This window comes from Paenibacillus sp. Marseille-Q9583, assembly GCF_976954365.1.
Genome location: NZ_CDRJTB010000014.1, coordinates 1 through 17,037, shown reverse-complemented (window position 1 = coordinate 17,037; position 17,037 = coordinate 1). Strand labels below are relative to the sequence as shown.

Sequence of the window (17,037 nt, the reverse complement as noted above, 5' to 3'; positions counted from 1 at the left end):
ACTCCTCTCTCAACAACCGTACCCCAATAAGCTTCCGCCTAACCTTACGAGAAGTATATTTAAGATTATGTTACACCAACTAGTAGGCTCAAGAAAAGCTTCTTGTCAGGTTTTAAAAGTATAGGTGATCAAATATGCATCCTTGTTTACGGAAAGCTTGCGAATAGGCATGTTATGATTAGCCAACGATAGATGTAGTTCGTCTCGTGCGTCTAGTCTATTTTTGATCTATAATAGGAATATTGCAGTTCTAATCGTGAAATTGAAAGGGGAACACCAACTATGAATAATGCTCTGACAAGCCTAGAGCAGCAAATGGCGGGCGAAGGCCTTGATGCCCTGCTCGTAACAGATCCCAAACATGTCTACTACTTAACCGGATTCGCCAGCGATCCGCATGAACGTTTTCTCGGTCTGCTGTTGATACGCGGGGAAGAGCCGATGCTCATTCTACCCGCACTGGATGCAGAAGCGGCTCAAGCAGCTTCTTCGGTCACCAAAATCCTAACACATAATGACACCGATAATCCCTATAACCTGCTTAAAGATTGTTTCGGCAGCAGTAAGCTAGGTACTTTTGGTATAGAGAAGGAACATTTCTCAGTAGCCCGTTTTGAGCATCTAACTGCAGCCGTTCCAGCAGAACGTTTTAGTGATATAGGTCCATTGCTGCGCAGTATGCGCTCCAAAAAGACCCCAGATGAAGTGAAGCGCATGAAACATGCCGCTGAGCTAGTTGAGGAAGCTTTGCGCCGCGTGCTTACCCATGTAAAAACAGGCGTTACAGAAAACGATTTAGTAGCTGAACTGGAATATCTAATGAAAAAGGTTGGCGCTTCCGGTCCTTCCTTCGACACTATGGTGCTTTCTGGTCCGAAAACTGCCCTGCCTCACGGTGTTCCAGGCAATCGGGTCATTCAGCCAGGCGACTTCCTGATGTTTGATATTGGCGTGTATGCTGATGGTTATGCTTCTGATATTACACGTACCTTTGCTATTGAATCCGTGGACGACAAGCTAATCACGATCTATAACACCGTGCTGGCTGCCAACGAAGCTGGGATCGCTGCTTCCAATCCTGGAGCTCCCTTCGGTTCTGTCGACAAAGCTGCACGTGATGTGATTGAGGAAGCCGGATTCGGAGAATATTTCTTGCACCGTGTCGGACACGGACTCGGTATGGATGTGCATGAATATCCATCACTCCATGGACAGAACGATGACATTATCGAGATCGGCAATGTGTTCACTGTCGAGCCAGGGATTTATGTACCGGGACTAGCGGGTGTGCGTATCGAAGATGATCTGATTATTACAGCTGAAGGTGCGGAAACCTTAACAAGCTTCCCTAAGGAACTGACTATTCTTCATTTATAGAAAAGAAAATATAGACGTAGTTCAATTGTGCCCAATATTGATACCAAGAGTATCCAATAAGTATTAAAATCAAAGATAGCCTATCCCTAATAAGTTAGAAAAGAATCACTTTTAACTTACTGTGATGGGCTTTGTCTTTTTCCCGCACCATACTCGACTTGTTCAGACCCTTTCAAATCTATAACCCCTTTCAACCTTACAAACTCTTGTTTTATAAGTGAGATCCCAATTAGTTACAGTAATACCTACACCTTCGTTCAGATTTAGCGTGGTTTTTGAATTGAAGAATCGCCAGCTTTTGAAAAATAAGTTATAGACTGCTGCTATTGTCATTGAACTAACGTTTCCCGTTTGTTCAAAAACTTTGTGTTAAAATACGTTCCTAACAACTGCAGTTGTATTTTCCAGAATTCTCACAGTTATAAGTTTTCTAATCCCCAATCGCTGTAGGTGTATTTTTTATTATGATAAACGTGTTTGAAATCTCTACTAAAATTCAGAAGTTTTCGGCTTCTTGTTTCAAAAGATCTATCACATGTCACTTATGGGTAGGTTCACCGTAACGGGGCTAGCGGCGAAAAAAGTAAAAGGAGCTGCCGCGGCATGCTCCTTTGTTTAACGCTCTTAATGCTTCGATCGTCTTCTCAAGGTTTTTTGACGTGGTATGCAAATTTGCAAATGATCTTCACACAGGATAGCCTCCCTATCGTCAAGCTTGTTCCGCTGCCTTTAGCAAACGAAGCAACAGCCCCTTACGCGGTTCCTGCGCCTTTCGAGCCAATGCAGCCAGCTTCTCCGCCTTGCCCAAAATCGGATACAGCACTCGTTCGGCCTCGTAATCCGCCAAAGCCTCGACATGCTGCACCAATAGCGATAGCTTGTCTTCACTTTCCAGTTCAGGCTGAATCCTCAGCTTCAGCGAATCATGAGAGCATCGCAGGCAAGCGATCAAGGCGGGCATCGAGCGTTCGGTTATGCCATGGGTCTCGGCGAAAACAGCCGTGAACTTGTCCTGCACCAGCTGATGCTCCTCGTCTACAAGGGCCATGTAGGTCTCTACCAACGGAAAATAGCGCTCGTCCGCGAGTCCCAGCCCAAATACGGCATAACTGCCCGGCATGACGCTTTTCTCACCTTCCGTATCCTCGTACCACACAAACTCTTCCATCGCCTCACGAGCGTATTCCTCCAATAACGGATACAGCTCGGAATAGGCCAGTGCATTTGCGAAAAAACGATGCGTATCCGATTTGGCAAGTCCTTTAATGGGTAATGCCTCTCTCACGCTGGATTTTAGCTTGATTTTGTAGCTTTTTGGGAAACCCTTCCGGAGTAGGGAGAGAATGAACGAAATCGCCCGTTCGTACGCACCAGCCTCTTCTTTACGAATAACGACCGTAATGATGGAAAACACATCGTTAGCCTTGCATTCAATCAACTCGTCACGCAGATGAACGTCTTCTCGCGCGAAGGTGTCGCTACCTTCCTTCAACATGCGTCCGGCTTTGCCGCTGCCCAGCTGCCTCGCAAGCTCCAGAAAAGTCATGCCCTTGGCTTTACTGTAACTTGGCTCGTAACGAAGAATCATTACAGCGCCATACAACAGCAGATCGATAGGCTGGTTCGGCTCATCCATATGCTTGAGAGCCTTATCCGGCTTGATTCCATTTTCATTGGTTCTGTATTCGGAAAGGGTAACATCATAGTGACGTGGCAGGAATACTTCCTCGGTCCAGTGGGTTAAAGCTCGAATGATATCGCTTCGATGCTCCCTCAGCGCTTGCGCCCGTTCTTTATTCAACGCCTGAATCCGGTCAAATATAGCAATCGTCCGTCCGACGTCCGGTTCGTTGAACAAATATGGGTCCAACAGATGGCGTGTCAAAAAGAAAGTTTCTAACGGCTTTGTCGGGTAAGCGCCCTTCTCCAGTTTTTGCTCGATATAGGACTCGACCCGCTCCAGAAGCTGCCGCTTTTTCTCTTCATATATGATGTCAAACACCGTTAATCTCACGGGCCCGTCTGCCGTTGCGAATCTTCCCTTCAAGGTAAATCGGTAATCGATAAGGGCCGACGTATGCAACTTGTCCAGCTTCTCCCTTACTATGCTCGTCAACCGGGGCTGCACCTCATGCAAGACCTCCTCCTGTGTAAAAGGAGACACCTTCATCGACTTGCGCCCTGAAGCATTCCTTCTAAAATCCGAACTGCCAACGCTAGTCCTACCCGGTCGATAATCCAGCACAATGTCGTTAAAAATGCCCACTTGCAGCGTGGTACGCTTGACAGCGCCCTCCACGTCCTTTCGTTTCTCTTGTTCCTCAAACCACTCATAAATTGCCGCTTTCATCTCTTCCAGCGCTTCTTCCTGTAGTGCGTTCATCGTCTCCCGCCTTTCCACATGTTTCTTCGCTCATCGCATCCAAAATATCGGTTTTTTTCCCTTCGGAAAATTTACTATCCTTGCGATTTCCGAGCAGCCAGCAGTAACAATTCCAACCCGCCGACATTTTCAGATCCCTGTAGCATAGAGCACCCAAGGTTGCTCCTCATTAAATCACTTATATATCATCTAGCTTTATCCCCGCTATTCAACCTATTATGTACATGAAAAGTTACCTTTGTCCCTGTACCTAACGTACTTGTGATATGGAGTCCTGTTCCAAAGTGCCGTTTTAATCGCAGATCAGTATTAATCAATCCGACGCCTGAACGACTATCTGCTTTCCTTTCTAATATTCGTTGCAATTGGACCCCGTCTATTCCGTCCCCATCGTCTTCAACGGTTATCTCTGCATACGTCTCATAGACAGAAATCCGAATAAGAATCGTTCCTCCACGATTGCGCTTCATTATGCCATGTCTTATCGCATTTTCAACGAGAGGCTGGATCGTAAGAAATGGGACTTTTATGTCCCCACAGTCATCTGTCTCCCAATTAACCTGTAACCTTTCTTCAAACCGAACCTTTTCAATATATAGATAAGAACGTACTAGACTTAACTCCTCTTCGATCGGAACAAGCCTATCCATGTTTTGAAATTCAAATTTATTCCTCAGAAAATTGCTAAATTCATCGAGCAAAATACGCATCTTATCCAAATTAATATCACTTAAAGCTGTTACAGCATTCAACGTATTAAATATAAAATGAGGCTGGATTTGTGCTTGCAGCCATGCAGCTTCTAATCGCAGTTGTTCTCGAACGGATTGTTTAATCGTAGCTAACGCCTCAATCCGCGATTTTATTTCTATTGCTTCCACTGGCTTCGTCACATAATCGTTTGCCCCCGCTATAAAACCGCTCTGAATATCTTTCGGTTGGCTTCTTGCGGTAAGGAGCAATACAGGGAGCTCCGTGAGTGTAAAACGCCCACGAATCATTCGTGTCAGCTCATAACCGGACATCTGTGGCATCATGATATCGGAGATGACCAGATCCCATTCCTTAGTGTCCAGTACAGCTAATGCCTCTTTACCGCTCGTTACCATCGTTAAATCATATTCGTCTGGTGGTAGTATGGCTTCAAGTACTTGAAGGTTGACAGGATCATCATCAACAACTAATAAAATCGGACGTTCACAATTCATTTCTATTAAAGTTGTTTGATTCGTAGCTGGCGGAATCTTCACTTTCTCCACATACACTGAGGAGGCTATTTCTTGAATCGGCATGGATTGTAATGGTTCAAATGAGTTGGTCAAATCATTCTCTTCCTCCTCTTCCAAACCTGCTAGCCTTAATGAAAATGTGAATTTTGAGCCCTCTCCTAAAACAGAGGACACTACTAACGTACCTCCATGAAGCTCAACCAGTTGCTTGCTTATACTTAAACCCAACCCAAAGCCACCATCAATCATAGTCTCACTCGTGCTGGCTTGTTCGTACGGACGGAATAGGCGCTTAAGCATGTTCTCATCCATTCCGATCCCGGTATCAGCAATAACGATATAGGCTCGTCCATCTTTTACAAAAGCTTGAATCGAAATGACTCCATCATTCGTATATTTCAAAGCATTATGAAGTAAATTGAAAACGATTTGAACAACCCGGTTCTCATCCGCATTTACTGGAGGAAAATCTTCAGGAATTTGATTTGCAATTTTTACAGACTTCACATCTGCATTTAATTGCAGCATATCAAGTACTCCGGTCACAATTGGCTGAATAAATATGACTCTTTTGTGTATGCGCGGATTGCCTTCCCGTAAACTCATCACATCAATTAAATCGTCTAATATCAATGTCATTCGACGTCCTACAGATAAAAGCGTTTCAAGCTCTTTGATACTCCTTTCCTGCAACAAATGCCGCTCCCGTTTTAAAACGGATTGTGACATATTAAGAATACTATGAAGAGGATTTTTAAATTCATGAGAAGTATTTGCTAGGAATTGATCTTTATGGTCATTCATCCTTTGCAATGTTGTCGCAAGCTCTTTCGTGTTCGCATGCATGATAAAATAATCTTTAAACCATACAGAGGCTAAACAAGCTATCGCAATAATCATATCGAACGGATAGTAGACAAGACTCAAACCGCTATCCAGCAAGATTAACGACCAAAGAGCATAGTTCATCAACGCAAGAAAAGAGAAAAGCAGTAAAAGATTGCTCTTTAAATCTTTAATTAATTTTTTAAACATTGTAATCAGCGTTATAACTGCAGCAGTACCACCTAATACATAATAAATAGGGAAGAGCATGATCACCTGAGTTGGATTTAAAAACAACGTGATGCCGGCAGTCCCTAGATTCAATATTTTATAGACAGGATACATCCTACGCCAATATGGAAGCTCGCGATGATTCGTACACTGGAGCAAAGCATAGGCTGCAATAACGAAAGCAATATTAGTCAGCCTAAAATCCCAATCAATTCCAATGTAAAATAACTGATGGAACAACTTCTCATCCGTACTAAAGACACTCGTGATCGTTACACATAATGCAAGCAAACTAAAATAAAGCAGCTTCTTTTCCTTATTTCCTATCAAATACAAAATAAGTGCATAGACAGCATGCATAATAAAAATAATTGCTGCCAAAAACTGCATAAAATTAGAAGCCTTCATCTCTTTGGCAATGGCTTCTTCTGAACCGAACTTTATGGATCGGACAATGCCCCCGCTTCGACTATCCACATAATTTGCCGCCTGAATCACGAGTTCGATTACACCGTTGTCATCTGCTGTAAAGGTTGTAGAATAAGGTAGGTCCTTCGAAATATATTCATCCTTTGTTGTCGCAACCTGTCCGGATTTAGTAAGTAATCGACCGTTTACATATAACTCTGATGCAGTGCGTACACTGGGTACACGAATACTATAATTAAGATGCTTCGCCGGGTCTACATAAAGAAGCAAACGATAAGAGCCATACCCGTATGGAGATGGCTTGTCAGCATGCAAATCTTCACTCCATCCTCCCGGTACCTGAATGTGTCTTGGCGCATTATCGCCTAACAATTGTTGCCGACTACCATCTATCAACCATTGCGAGGGATAAAACTCCCATTCCCCATCAAGCAAGTGAATGCTGCCATCTTCTGCATTCCAATTGCGTAAATCGAATTGCCCATTATGAATTGACGCCTGTTTGGGATATTGAAACGTTTCCATCCATAAAATGCGAAAACCGGTTAAAATAACTAATATGAAAACTAGCAATAATATGATATAGCTCTTTTTCATTTGATATTTGGATGAGTGGGTTTCCACGAAGTATTTCTCCCCTAGTCATTTTCTTCTAAGATATTTAAATAAGCACCCTCCATAATTTACCACAGTTAATATAGGAGAAACAGACGATAAAGACATCTTGATGTCTATTATATAGAAATACCGACTTGGAATTTCGCGAGTTTGTTGTTCACAAGAAAACTATAGCATGTTCTTTTCAACTAAACTGCCAGTTAGTTGAACAAATAAAAAAAACGGCTGCCTAAGCAACCGCTATTCCACTAACGTACCCCATGAGCTCAATGATCTGAAGAAATTGTTTCACTCAAGCTATTCCTCAGAAATCTCTACGTACTATCTTAACCCAATTTGACGCAGAAATTAGGCATTAACCTTGCCTAGGGCGAATATCTTAACGGGGAAATACATTAAAAAAATGAGGCGATACACTTGGGATACTTCGTTACTGTGGAACCGGGCGTAAAAGTATTTATAGAGGACATCAATCCGAAGGGAAATAAAACGATACTTTTTATTCATGGCTGGCCGCTAAACCATAACCAGTTCGAATATCAGTTCAATTTCCTTCCTAAGCTCGGATATCGTTGTATCGGAATGGACTGGAGAGGATATGGCAATTCGGATAAACCATTCGATGGTTACGGTTTCGATAGATTAGCAGATGATCTTCGTATGGTCATCGAAGCGTTACAGCTAAAAAACATAACACTGGCAGGACACTCTACCGGAGGAGCGATCTCAATTCGTTATATGGCTCGTTATAAAGGGTATGGGGTATCTAAACTCGTCCTAATCGACGCTGCGTCTCCATCAAGCGTTCCAAAAGAATTTACGAATAAAATCATCGAAGAGACAAACAATGACCGTCCGAAAATGCTGCAAAACCAAACGGAGATTTTTTTCTTTCAGTACATTTCTGAAGCGAAATCCGAATGGTTCTTTCTAATGGGTTTACAAGCTGCGAATTGGTCGACCTCCGCCATTATGGTCACGCTAAGAGACGAGAATGTTTACAACGATCTTGGACAAATCGATGTGCCCACATTAATTATTCATGGAATTCATGATAAAGTCGTTCCGTTTACCCAAGCTCAGGAAACAAATAAACTGATTAAAAATTCGCAATTAGTTCCATTCCAATACAGCGGCCATTGCCCTTTTTTGGAGGAGCGTGATAGATTCAACCAACTATTATCTTCTTTTGCATAACGCCTCGGATTAGCCGCACCATCGCTCCCCATAAATATAGTCCGATAATGCCCGATGATTGAGCAAACCTGCCCGTTAGCTTAATAAAGCAGCGTCAATCTAATACCTAACTTTCAGTTCATTAATTCATCTTTTGGATACAACTGCTCTGCTGACATCTTCACGCCTGCATTCCCCACATCCCGCGAATCGACGCTGCCTCTTTGACCATTCTGCCGATTAGCTCCGAGACTGTAGGAATATCATGGATCATCCCTGTCACTTGGCCTGCCCAGCCGATGCCCTCTTCTTTGATATCATCATAAATCCAGCGCTTATTGGCTGCACCGCTAATATATTCTTTTAAGGCTTCATAAGTCGGAGTCACACGCTCAATTTCGAGAATCTTATCTATGTATTCACTACGCAGCACTCGCGCGGGCGCTCCGATAGAGCGTTTGATTACGACTGTATCTGACTCGGAGCTTTCTACTAGGGCTTTTTTATAAGAAGCCGCCGCATGAACACATTCAACCGTAGCAACGAATCGTGTGCCCATTTCAATTCCCTCAGCCCCCAGTGCATGGGCCGCCATCCATCCGCGGCCATCCCCGATCCCGCCTGAAGCAATCACAGGAATATCAACCGCATCAACTACTTGAGGAACAAGTACCATAGTCCCTACATCATCACGTCCCAAGTGGCCTCCTCCCTCCTGACCAACAACAATAACTGCAGATGCGCCTAATTGTTCAGCTTTTTGGGCTTGTCTGCGTGAAGAGACGAGCACGAGCGTTTTAATATTAGTCTGCTGTAGCATTTCCAGTATTGGGGCCGGATTCCCACCGGTGAGACTCACCACGGGAACCTTCTCGTCGATGGCGACCTGCACCCGATCTTCATAACCGATACCATGCACACCGATTGCAAAATTAACGCCAAAAGGCTTGTCCGTCAAAGTACGTACCCGTTCTATTTCTGTACGTAAAGCCTCTGCACTCGGAAGGCTCATCGCTGTGACCTGACCCAATCCACCAGCATTCGAAACGGCAGCTGCGAGGTCTGCATAACCTAAATAAGCAAGCCCACCTTGAATAATAGGATACTCTATGTGCAATAACTCCGTAATACGGGTGTTCCATTTCATCTTCATCTACACCTTTCCTATCTTTACCCACAGCAGAATCACAGCAAATAAAAGAGCAATTGTCCCTGCCAGATAATCCATTTTCTGAAATTGCAATACCCTATAAGAAGTTCTTCCTTTACCATTTCCATAAGCACGCGCATCAATCGCATAGCTCAGCTGTTCAGCACGTTGAATCGTCGTGAAGAGCAAAGGAATAATGATCGGGACATAAGCAAATAACCGTTTTGGTAGTGATAATGCTGTAAGATCATAACCTCTAGCCTTTTGTGCAAGAAGAATACGATCCAGCTCCTCCTTGATGGTAGGAATAAACCGGATCGCAATCACTATCATTAAGGAAAATTGTTCTACGGGTACCCCCATTTTGGATAGAGGTGCAAGTAGCTTTTCAAGACCATATGCTAAGTCTAGCGGTTTAGTCGTTAACGTTAATACTGAGGCTAATAAGATGAGCAATATAATACGCCAAACAAAACGTAATCCTGTTCGCAGTCCCTCTTCAGTTACCTCAATAAAGGACCAAGACCAGAGGATCGTTCCTTTGGTGAACACAGCATTATACAGAAGGGTAAACAGCAAAACAAATAATAACGGCCGCAGCCCTCGCCAGAAGAAATGAATAGGAACCTTCGACAGCAGCAAAATTCCGAATACAAAAACAGTTGCAACTGCATAGCTAAGCCATGTTCCAAGCATCAGAAAGCTAAGCATGAGAATCACGATACTAACAAGCTTTATACGAGGATCTAAACGATGGAAAATCGAATGCGTCTCCACATATTGACCCACTATTACAGAATCAGCCATGTAGACGCCCCCTCGAATGCCAAATTGGCAGAACAGCATCAAAGATATCCTGCTCCTTACAGCTAGAAACCTCTATTTTTTGACCGGATAATTCCTCTACCAGCTTCAAAAGCTGTACGGGTTCTGGCATAGACAAGCCCAGTTCCATCAATAATTGTTCCTTTTCTAAAAATAATGTTCTGGGGTCAAAATGTCCTTCTAGCTGACCTTTATGAAAAACCAAAACCTCATCCGAGTACTCAGCAACATCCTCCATCTGATGCGAAACGAAGAGAATGGTGCGCTGATTTTGCTGCTGCCAAGTCTTCAGTAGCTTCAGCAAAGAGACTTGGCTAGTTGGATCTAGCCCCGCTGTCGGTTCATCCAAAATTAGCAGCTTCGGATTCGTCATCAACACGGAGGCAATGGCCACACGGCGCTTTTCTCCACCGCTTAATTGGAATGGATTTAACGGGAGAATGCCCTCTGACAGACCCACTTGCGGTAAAATCCTTTCAATCGCCTCCGTGATTTGCTGGCGTGAAGCACCCTGCAGATTCAGAGCAAAAGAAAGCTCCTTTTGCACCGTAGTTTCGAATAGCTGATGCTCTGGATATTGAAACACGAAGCCAAGCTCCGGGAGCACCTTTAATTGTCCTTTGGCATCTCTGGGAGCAGGCTGCTGATCAATGGAGTAGTCTCCTTTTACGGTGGGAATCAAGCCCTTCAGCACTTTGACAAAGGTAGACTTTCCTGCACCCGTGGGACCGATAATCGAAATCCATTTGCCCGCAGTTATGGTGCAGTTTATATTGTGCAAAGCCATATGATCAGCATAGTTTACACTTAAATTATCTAATTGGTAGACCATTGTGATCGAATTATCCCCTTCCAATCGGCTGTTGGCGGCACTTCTGAATGGAGCAATGCATGTACACGTACGGCAAAAGGCAGTTGTAATTGATAGTCCGCAACAGGCATCGTTTCAAAAAAAGCCAGTGGAGCACCATCATACACAAGTCGCCCTTGATGCAGGAGTAATAATCGTTCTGCTGAAAGCACTTCCTCCATATGGTGAGTGATCTGAATAATGGTCAGACCTTGACGATGCAGCTCTTGCATAATGGCAAGCACCTGCTGCCTTCCCTGAGGATCAAGCATAGAGGTGGCTTCGTCAAAAATAATGACTTGCGGGCGCATCGCCAATATAGCCGCAATAGCGACACGTTGCTTCTGACCTCCAGAGAGCTGATGTGGCATAGCGTCCAGATAATCCTCCATATGAACAGCCTGCAAGGCATGCTCCAATCGGCTGCGCATTTCCTCCCTTGGCACACGAACATTCTCCAAACCAAAAAGCACCTCATCCATAACGGTTGTGGTGATAAATTGATCCTCTGGATTCTGAAAAACAAAGCCAATTTGCTGATGAATATCTGCAAGATCAGCTGCCTTTGTGGTGTCTAGGCCCTTAAACTGTACAGCCCCTTTTCGCGGCAGCAGCAGTCCGTCCATGAGTTTTGCAATGGTGGATTTGCCAGAGCCATTCGCGCCAACAATCGCCACAAACTCTCCTGCTTCTATCGTAAAGCTGATATCCTCTAGGACAGGCTGACCCTTTTTATAATAAAAATGAACTTGATCGAAGGTAAGCATTTATTCACTCCCCTTTTGACGATGCCAAGTAGCGAAAAATGCCCCAATGCTGTTCTCAGAAAATGCAGGTGCAGGCTTCTCCCATTTCGTCACTTTTGATCCATTCACAGCAAAGATTTCACCGGTTAAATCCGCGTCAGACTCACTCAATAATGCAGTCACAAAGGAAGCAATATCCTCCGGGCCACCTATTCGCCAAAAGTCTGGGAACGGTTCATTACGACTGGCATGTTTCGCTTTCAAATGATCAATGACAGTTCTAGTCATATCTGTTAAAGCGGCTGGCGAAATCGCATTGACTCTAATTTGATCACGTTTCAGCTCCGCTGCTAGTGTCCACGTCATTCCAAGTATTCCGGCTTTGGCTGCACTATAATTCACCTGACCCACAGAACCTGTTAGTCCAGCCGTAGAGGTCATCAACAGGATATCGCCACCTGTCTGGCGCATATATGGAAGTACGCGTTGAATGCTATAGTAGGTGCCATTTAGATGCACATCCAGCACAGCCTTCCACTCTTCATCCGTCATCCGTAGACATTTCTGATCCTGCAAATTCCCAGCGTTAGCTATCAATACCTCAATACGGCCATACCGTGTAATAACCTCATCCACCATTGCAGTGACCGCAACTGGATCTGCTACATTAGCAGAGTATCCTGATGCCTCACCACCCGCCTGACGAATCTCGTGGACAACCTCATCAATTAAGACTTGTTTTGTACCATTTACAACCACTATATAACCGGACTTGCCGAGCTGCACGGCAATACTACGCCCGATCCCTCTGGTTGCTCCAGTAATTAAGGCTACTTTGTTCATCACTACACCTCTTTCACTGAAAAAGCTCCCGAAGCAATAACATCGCCAGCTTCTGTTGTAAGGGTCACTTTAACCAGGCAGTCATCCTCCGCAAAATCAAAAATCACGACATTATCGACCTCTGTAGGCTTATGAAATTTCATATCATATTGAGTGATCCACTGTGCCTGATGCTCCTCGATATATAAGGATTGGGCTAATCCCATTAGATACATCCCATGCGCAATGGGCCGCTTAAATCCAGCCTCAGCTGCAGCATCCTCATCTAGATGAATAGCGGCCAGATCTTGGGAAACTGCTGCATATTGCCGGATGGCCTCAGCCGTTATGCATTTTCTCATCATGATCATCACCTACCCGAATTAACACCGTTTCGGCAGTGACTATAAGCTCGCCTTCACATTTACAAACCAGCGTATGTGTGTAAAAGGTCAGCTTGCCCTGCCGGCCATCTTTTTGCACCTTGCTCGTTAATGCTAATTCACAATCTAACGTCATCCCTGCCGTAATCGGAGCTTGATATGAGAATTTCTGAGTGCCGTGAAGCAAAGGCTCTCCCTTGCTAAGCCAAGGAATATCGAAGACCTGCCAAAAAATAATAGGCATCGTAGAAGGAGCAATCAGATTGCCATTAGTCGTCTGCACAGGTGCCTCAATACTCTGTGCGTAATCCGATATCCACTCAGCAGTCATAAGAATCTGATGTCGGACGCTGTTCATTCCGTAGTCTCCACAAGCGTAGCCAGCCCCAACCCGCCGCCAATGCCCAAAGTGGCAAGTCCCCTTTTATAAGGCGTATGCTGCATTTCAGCACATAAACGCGTCATTAAAATAGCTCCGGACGCCCCATATGGATGACCGATAGCTAATGCGCCTCCTCCAAGATTGACCTTTTCCTGTGGGATCTGAAGCTCATTCAGTGAGGCTAGAACTTGCGAAGCAAAGGCTTCATTAAACTCTACGATATCTAAATCGGCTATGGTCAGCTGTTGACGATGTAACACCTTTTGTACAGCTGGAACTGGGCCCATACCTAAATAATTCGGATCTACACCTGCTGCTTGCGCATCTACGATACGCAGGATAGGTTTAAGCTTGAGTTGCCGACATTTCTCACGGGACATCATTAATAGAAGTGCCCCACCATCATTAATAGGACAGGCATTTCCAGCGGTGACAGTACCCTTTTCTTCGAAGATTGAAGGCAGCTTTCGCAGCTTGTCCAGGCTCGTATTAGCCCTTGGACATTCGTCAGTGTTCACCCACTCCCCCTCGACCAGAAGAGGTAGAATCTCCTGCTGAAAACGGCCACTTTGCTGAGCATGAACGGTCTTCTGATGGCTTTTCAAGGCATATTGATCCTGCTCTTCTCGCGAAATCCCATACTTCCGCGCTACATTTTCCGCAGCAATTCCCATATCCGGATCACCGTAAGCGCTAGGTGTAAAATGAGCACGGGTATATAGCTGCGGAACCCCCATCAAGGTTTGGGGCTTAGCCATTTTCCAAGGGGCACGACTCGTGCTCTCAACACCGCCCGCTAAATAAATCTCACCTGCGCCACTTTGAATAAGCCGTGCTGCTATATTAATGGCCTCTAACCCAGAACCGCACTGCCGATCCACAGTAACGCCCGGAACCGAAACAGGCAGTCCCGCTTCAAGCGCAGCTACCCGGGCAATATTTCCACCCGGACCGACCACATTTCCAATAATCACATCATCGATCATATCGACGGGCAGGTTCGTCTCTGCCACAATATGCTGAATAAGCGGCGCCAGTAATGCTTCCGGCTCAAATGTACTTAATAAGCCGCCCATCCTGCCAATCGGTGTACGTTTTGCCATAACAATTACTGCTTCTATCATACCATCGCTCTTTTCACATAGTCTTTCATCGCTTGCCGGGCAATTTTGCCACTGCTTGTATAGATAAACTCATCAACTGTCAGCAACTGCTTCGGCGCTTTGTAACTTGCTAAATACTGGCGACAATAATTCTTTATTTCGTCTATAGATAAATGCTTTGCACCATTCCATTTCACGAGGACTGCCAGCTGTTCTCCCCAATAATCGTCAGGGACGCCAAGCACCATTACTTCTTGTATTTCCGGAAGATGCTCCAGTACCCGCTCTATTTCCTCTGGATAAACGTTCAGCCCACCGGAGATGATTTTATTTTTCAAGCGACCCGCCAGATATAAATAACCAGCTTCATCCTGATAAACATAATCCTCCAACACAAGCCATCCCTCTCGAAAAGCTGCTGCGGTCTCCTTCGGCAATTGATGGTAGCCTAGAAATATCATATCACTTCGCACATATAACTGCCCAATCTCCCCCGTAGGGACTTCACGGAACTCTTCATCACGAATGGAAATTTGCACTCCGGGATAGGGCTTGCCTACAGAGTTCGGATTATGCTCCTCCAGAACATCCAAATAACTAATATAACTCGCTTCTGAGGAACCATAGGATTCATAGAGACGCGCTCCAGCAAACACTTCTATGCCCCTTTTTTTGGACAGCCAAGGCCACTTTGCACCTGAGCTAATAATCGCATCAATCTGCGTCTGCCCAGGAACAGCCTGCTGCATCATGGATTCAAGCATTGTAGGTACAACAAACAACACCACACCCGGAATCTGCTTGCACAGCTCTAACACCTGTGTGGCGCTAAATTTTTGCGTAATATGAAAGTTTGCTCCACCATACAGACTCTGCATTACAGCAAACAAGGACAGCGAATGCACAAACGGACCCGGTGCTAAAACATCCTTCATAGCGTCCAATTCAAAGGCAGCACTCGATACCTCAAAGCTCTTTAACCACGATAAATGGGTACGCATATATCCTTTGGGTAGCCCAGTTGTGCCTGAAGTAAAACCGATAAATAATAACTCGTTCGTCTCATCCAATTCAGCTTCTGGCTTCTGAGCCTTCAACCACTGATCATAGGAACCTGTTCGTTCATTTGAAAAAGTCAGCGTTGGGATGGCTTGGTCCTTGAAGACCAAATTCTTTGCAGCTTCCGGCTCGGCAAATATCATTGTCGGCTGGCACTGCTCTATAATAACCCGCAGTTCATTTGCACTCCACTTAGGATCTAAAGGAATGGGAACACAGCCTGCATAAATAGCCCCCAAGAAAACCTCGACAAATTCAATGCGATTCGTAGATAAAATAGCGATTTTGTCATGCTTAAGGCCCTTTTGCTGTAGACCATTAGCAATTCTCCGCATCGCTTGCACTAATGTTGCATAGGTATGAGTTGCTTGGGTTTGGGTTAAGGCAATGCTGTCGGGCTGTTCTGCTGCATGACGCAGTATAGGAACTACTAGATTCATCCTTCACCACACCTATTCGTAATTTCTGTGACTACCGATTATGTACACTCTCTTCGCTCGGGATACAATTAGAATGGCTACGATAGCTTATTTTAGCTTTATATTAATTTTATGTACATATTTATATGGAACGATTGAGCCCTCTTACGACTAAAAAAATCAAACAGCGCGCATCGATTATGATCGGTACGCGCTGGCTGTATTGTTGTTTATTCCTTCTTATGAGCGGATGATGGTATTCCATCTTCAGCAAAAGTAAAAGTTCGGGCGATATATAAGATAGGTGTGCTTACTGCGGTTAGTAAGAATTTCGCTAGATACGTTGTAAGCAAAATTTCAAACCACACACTCCAGTTATACAACCCAGCAAATGCAATGGTACAGAAGATTAGTGTATCCACAAAGGAGCTAACCATCGTACTGCCGTTGGAACGAATCCACAACTGACTTGAGGTGCTGTAATATTTGCGAATCCAGGAGTACAACCGAACGTCTAGGAACTGACTAATGAAGTAAGCAGTTAGACTACCCAACGCTAGTCGAGGCATCAGACCAAAGATCGTCTCCAAAGAAGACTGAGCAATATCGGTCTCTTGTGGCTTAAATACTAGTACCATCTGCATAATGACTGTCGTCATAAGCAGAGTGAAGAAGCCAAACCAAACCGCTTTACGTGCTTCTGCTCTTCCGTACTTCTCATTAAGCAAATCGCTGGTCATATATAAAGTGACATACATCGTATTTCCGAGTGTCATCACGATATCAAATGGCATAGCAATCGTCTTAGCTACCTGAATGTTTGCAATTACAGTAGCGATACCTACCCAGGCATACATTCCACTTTTGCCGAACAGGCGGTAACAGAGTAGAAAAAAAGCAAAATTGACAATAACAAATAAAACTCCCCACATCAAATTAAACATATTGCTTAAACTCCTCCTAGTTTTGTTTACGCGGGATGGTTACGAACCGCGGCATACATTAAGTTTTGGAACAAAACATTAATACT

14 protein-coding genes, 1 pseudogene and 1 riboswitch are annotated in these 17,037 nt (G+C 44.5%); of the genes and pseudogenes, 2 read left to right on the top strand and 13 right to left on the bottom strand.

Going from position 1 to position 17,037, the window contains the following annotated elements:
* The first annotated feature begins 282 nt into the window (after positions 1–282).
* Positions 283–1,377: a M24 family metallopeptidase gene (locus ACWNM1_RS09105; protein WP_449600744.1), complete on the top strand. Its 1,095-nt coding sequence runs from the start codon at positions 283–285 to the stop codon at positions 1,375–1,377.
* 709 nt (positions 1,378–2,086) lie between these two features.
* Here ACWNM1_RS09105 and ACWNM1_RS09100 read toward each other — a convergent pair.
* The 3 genes and pseudogenes from ACWNM1_RS09100 to ACWNM1_RS09090 form a co-directional block, all read right to left on the bottom strand.
* Positions 2,087–3,760 (bottom strand): DUF6138 family protein, encoded by a 1,674-nt coding sequence (locus ACWNM1_RS09100; protein ID WP_449600743.1) that lies wholly within the window; start codon positions 3,758–3,760, stop codon positions 2,087–2,089.
* A 25-nt stretch (positions 3,761–3,785) separates the two neighbouring features.
* Positions 3,786–3,896, bottom strand: a pseudogene (locus ACWNM1_RS09095) (DNA alkylation repair protein); the annotation flags it as partial.
* A gap of 49 nt (positions 3,897–3,945) precedes the next feature.
* On the bottom strand, positions 3,946–7,098 hold the full coding sequence (locus ACWNM1_RS09090; protein ID WP_449600742.1) for an ATP-binding protein: 3,153 nt from the start codon (positions 7,096–7,098) through the stop codon (positions 3,946–3,948).
* A gap of 411 nt (positions 7,099–7,509) precedes the next feature.
* Between ACWNM1_RS09090 and ACWNM1_RS09085 the strand changes: the two genes are divergently transcribed.
* Entirely contained in the window at positions 7,510–8,289 is a 780-nt protein-coding gene (locus tag ACWNM1_RS09085) for an alpha/beta fold hydrolase (RefSeq protein ID WP_149645143.1), read from the top strand.
* Between the two features lie 160 nt (positions 8,290–8,449).
* Here the strand turns inward: ACWNM1_RS09085 and ACWNM1_RS09080 are convergent, their stop codons facing one another.
* From ACWNM1_RS09080 to ACWNM1_RS09035, 10 genes are all read right to left on the bottom strand, one after another.
* Positions 8,450–9,415 carry an NAD(P)H-dependent flavin oxidoreductase gene (locus ACWNM1_RS09080; protein WP_449600794.1) on the bottom strand — a complete coding sequence of 322 codons (966 nt, stop codon included), beginning with the start codon at positions 9,413–9,415 and terminating at the stop codon, positions 8,450–8,452.
* 6 nt (positions 9,416–9,421) lie between these two features.
* Complete coding sequence (locus ACWNM1_RS09075; protein WP_449600741.1) at positions 9,422–10,225, bottom strand: energy-coupling factor transporter transmembrane component T family protein; 804 nt, start codon at positions 10,223–10,225, stop codon at positions 9,422–9,424.
* Positions 10,218–11,075, bottom strand: coding sequence for an ATP-binding cassette domain-containing protein (locus ACWNM1_RS09070; protein ID WP_449600740.1), 858 nt, complete (start codon positions 11,073–11,075; stop codon positions 10,218–10,220). The genes ACWNM1_RS09075 and ACWNM1_RS09070 overlap by 8 nt, the downstream gene beginning before the upstream one ends.
* Positions 11,060–11,860, bottom strand: coding sequence for an energy-coupling factor transporter ATPase (locus tag ACWNM1_RS09065; protein WP_449600739.1), 801 nt, complete (start codon positions 11,858–11,860; stop codon positions 11,060–11,062). The genes ACWNM1_RS09070 and ACWNM1_RS09065 overlap by 16 nt, the downstream gene beginning before the upstream one ends.
* A complete protein-coding gene (locus ACWNM1_RS09060) occupies positions 11,861–12,682 on the bottom strand; it encodes an SDR family NAD(P)-dependent oxidoreductase (protein ID WP_449600738.1) in 822 nt (273 codons plus the stop codon).
* Between the two features lie 2 nt (positions 12,683–12,684).
* Positions 12,685–13,026, bottom strand: coding sequence for a MaoC family dehydratase (locus ACWNM1_RS09055; protein ID WP_449600737.1), 342 nt, complete (start codon positions 13,024–13,026; stop codon positions 12,685–12,687).
* A complete protein-coding gene (locus ACWNM1_RS09050; protein WP_341126005.1) occupies positions 13,001–13,402 on the bottom strand; it encodes an FAS1-like dehydratase domain-containing protein in 402 nt (133 codons plus the stop codon). Before ACWNM1_RS09050 ends, ACWNM1_RS09055 begins: the two co-directional genes overlap by 26 nt.
* Positions 13,399–14,550 carry a thiolase family protein gene (locus tag ACWNM1_RS09045; RefSeq protein WP_449600736.1) on the bottom strand — a complete coding sequence of 384 codons (1,152 nt, stop codon included), beginning with the start codon at positions 14,548–14,550 and terminating at the stop codon, positions 13,399–13,401. The genes ACWNM1_RS09050 and ACWNM1_RS09045 overlap by 4 nt, the downstream gene beginning before the upstream one ends.
* Entirely contained in the window at positions 14,547–16,028 is a 1,482-nt protein-coding gene (locus ACWNM1_RS09040; protein ID WP_449600735.1) for an AMP-binding protein, read from the bottom strand. The genes ACWNM1_RS09045 and ACWNM1_RS09040 overlap by 4 nt, the downstream gene beginning before the upstream one ends.
* A 209-nt stretch (positions 16,029–16,237) precedes the next feature.
* The gene (locus ACWNM1_RS09035; protein ID WP_042185630.1) at positions 16,238–16,951 is read right to left on the bottom strand and encodes a queuosine precursor transporter; all 714 of its coding nucleotides are present in this window, start codon (positions 16,949–16,951) and stop codon (positions 16,238–16,240) included.
* Positions 16,952–16,961: 10 nt separating this feature from the next.
* Positions 16,962–17,007, bottom strand: a riboswitch (PreQ1 riboswitch).
* Positions 17,008–17,037 lie beyond the last annotated feature (30 nt).

Coding starts and splice junctions, on each gene's coding strand:
- ACWNM1_RS09040 (WP_449600735.1), bottom strand. CDS start 16,028: ATGAATCTAGTAGTTCCTATACTGCGTCATGCAGCAGAACAGCCCGAC.
- ACWNM1_RS09050 (WP_341126005.1), bottom strand. CDS start 13,402: ATGAACAGCGTCCGACATCAGATTCTTATGACTGCTGAGTGGATATCG.
- ACWNM1_RS09105 (WP_449600744.1), top strand. CDS start 283: ATGAATAATGCTCTGACAAGCCTAGAGCAGCAAATGGCGGGCGAAGGC.
- ACWNM1_RS09055 (WP_449600737.1), bottom strand. CDS start 13,026: ATGATGAGAAAATGCATAACGGCTGAGGCCATCCGGCAATATGCAGCA.
- ACWNM1_RS09045 (WP_449600736.1), bottom strand. CDS start 14,550: ATGATAGAAGCAGTAATTGTTATGGCAAAACGTACACCGATTGGCAGG.
- ACWNM1_RS09070 (WP_449600740.1), bottom strand. CDS start 11,075: ATGGTCTACCAATTAGATAATTTAAGTGTAAACTATGCTGATCATATG.
- ACWNM1_RS09075 (WP_449600741.1), bottom strand. CDS start 10,225: ATGGCTGATTCTGTAATAGTGGGTCAATATGTGGAGACGCATTCGATT.
- ACWNM1_RS09065 (WP_449600739.1), bottom strand. CDS start 11,860: ATGCTTACCTTCGATCAAGTTCATTTTTATTATAAAAAGGGTCAGCCT.
- ACWNM1_RS09060 (WP_449600738.1), bottom strand. CDS start 12,682: ATGAACAAAGTAGCCTTAATTACTGGAGCAACCAGAGGGATCGGGCGT.
- ACWNM1_RS09100 (WP_449600743.1), bottom strand. CDS start 3,760: ATGAACGCACTACAGGAAGAAGCGCTGGAAGAGATGAAAGCGGCAATT.
- ACWNM1_RS09035 (WP_042185630.1), bottom strand. CDS start 16,951: ATGTTTAATTTGATGTGGGGAGTTTTATTTGTTATTGTCAATTTTGCT.
- ACWNM1_RS09080 (WP_449600794.1), bottom strand. CDS start 9,415: ATGAAATGGAACACCCGTATTACGGAGTTATTGCACATAGAGTATCCT.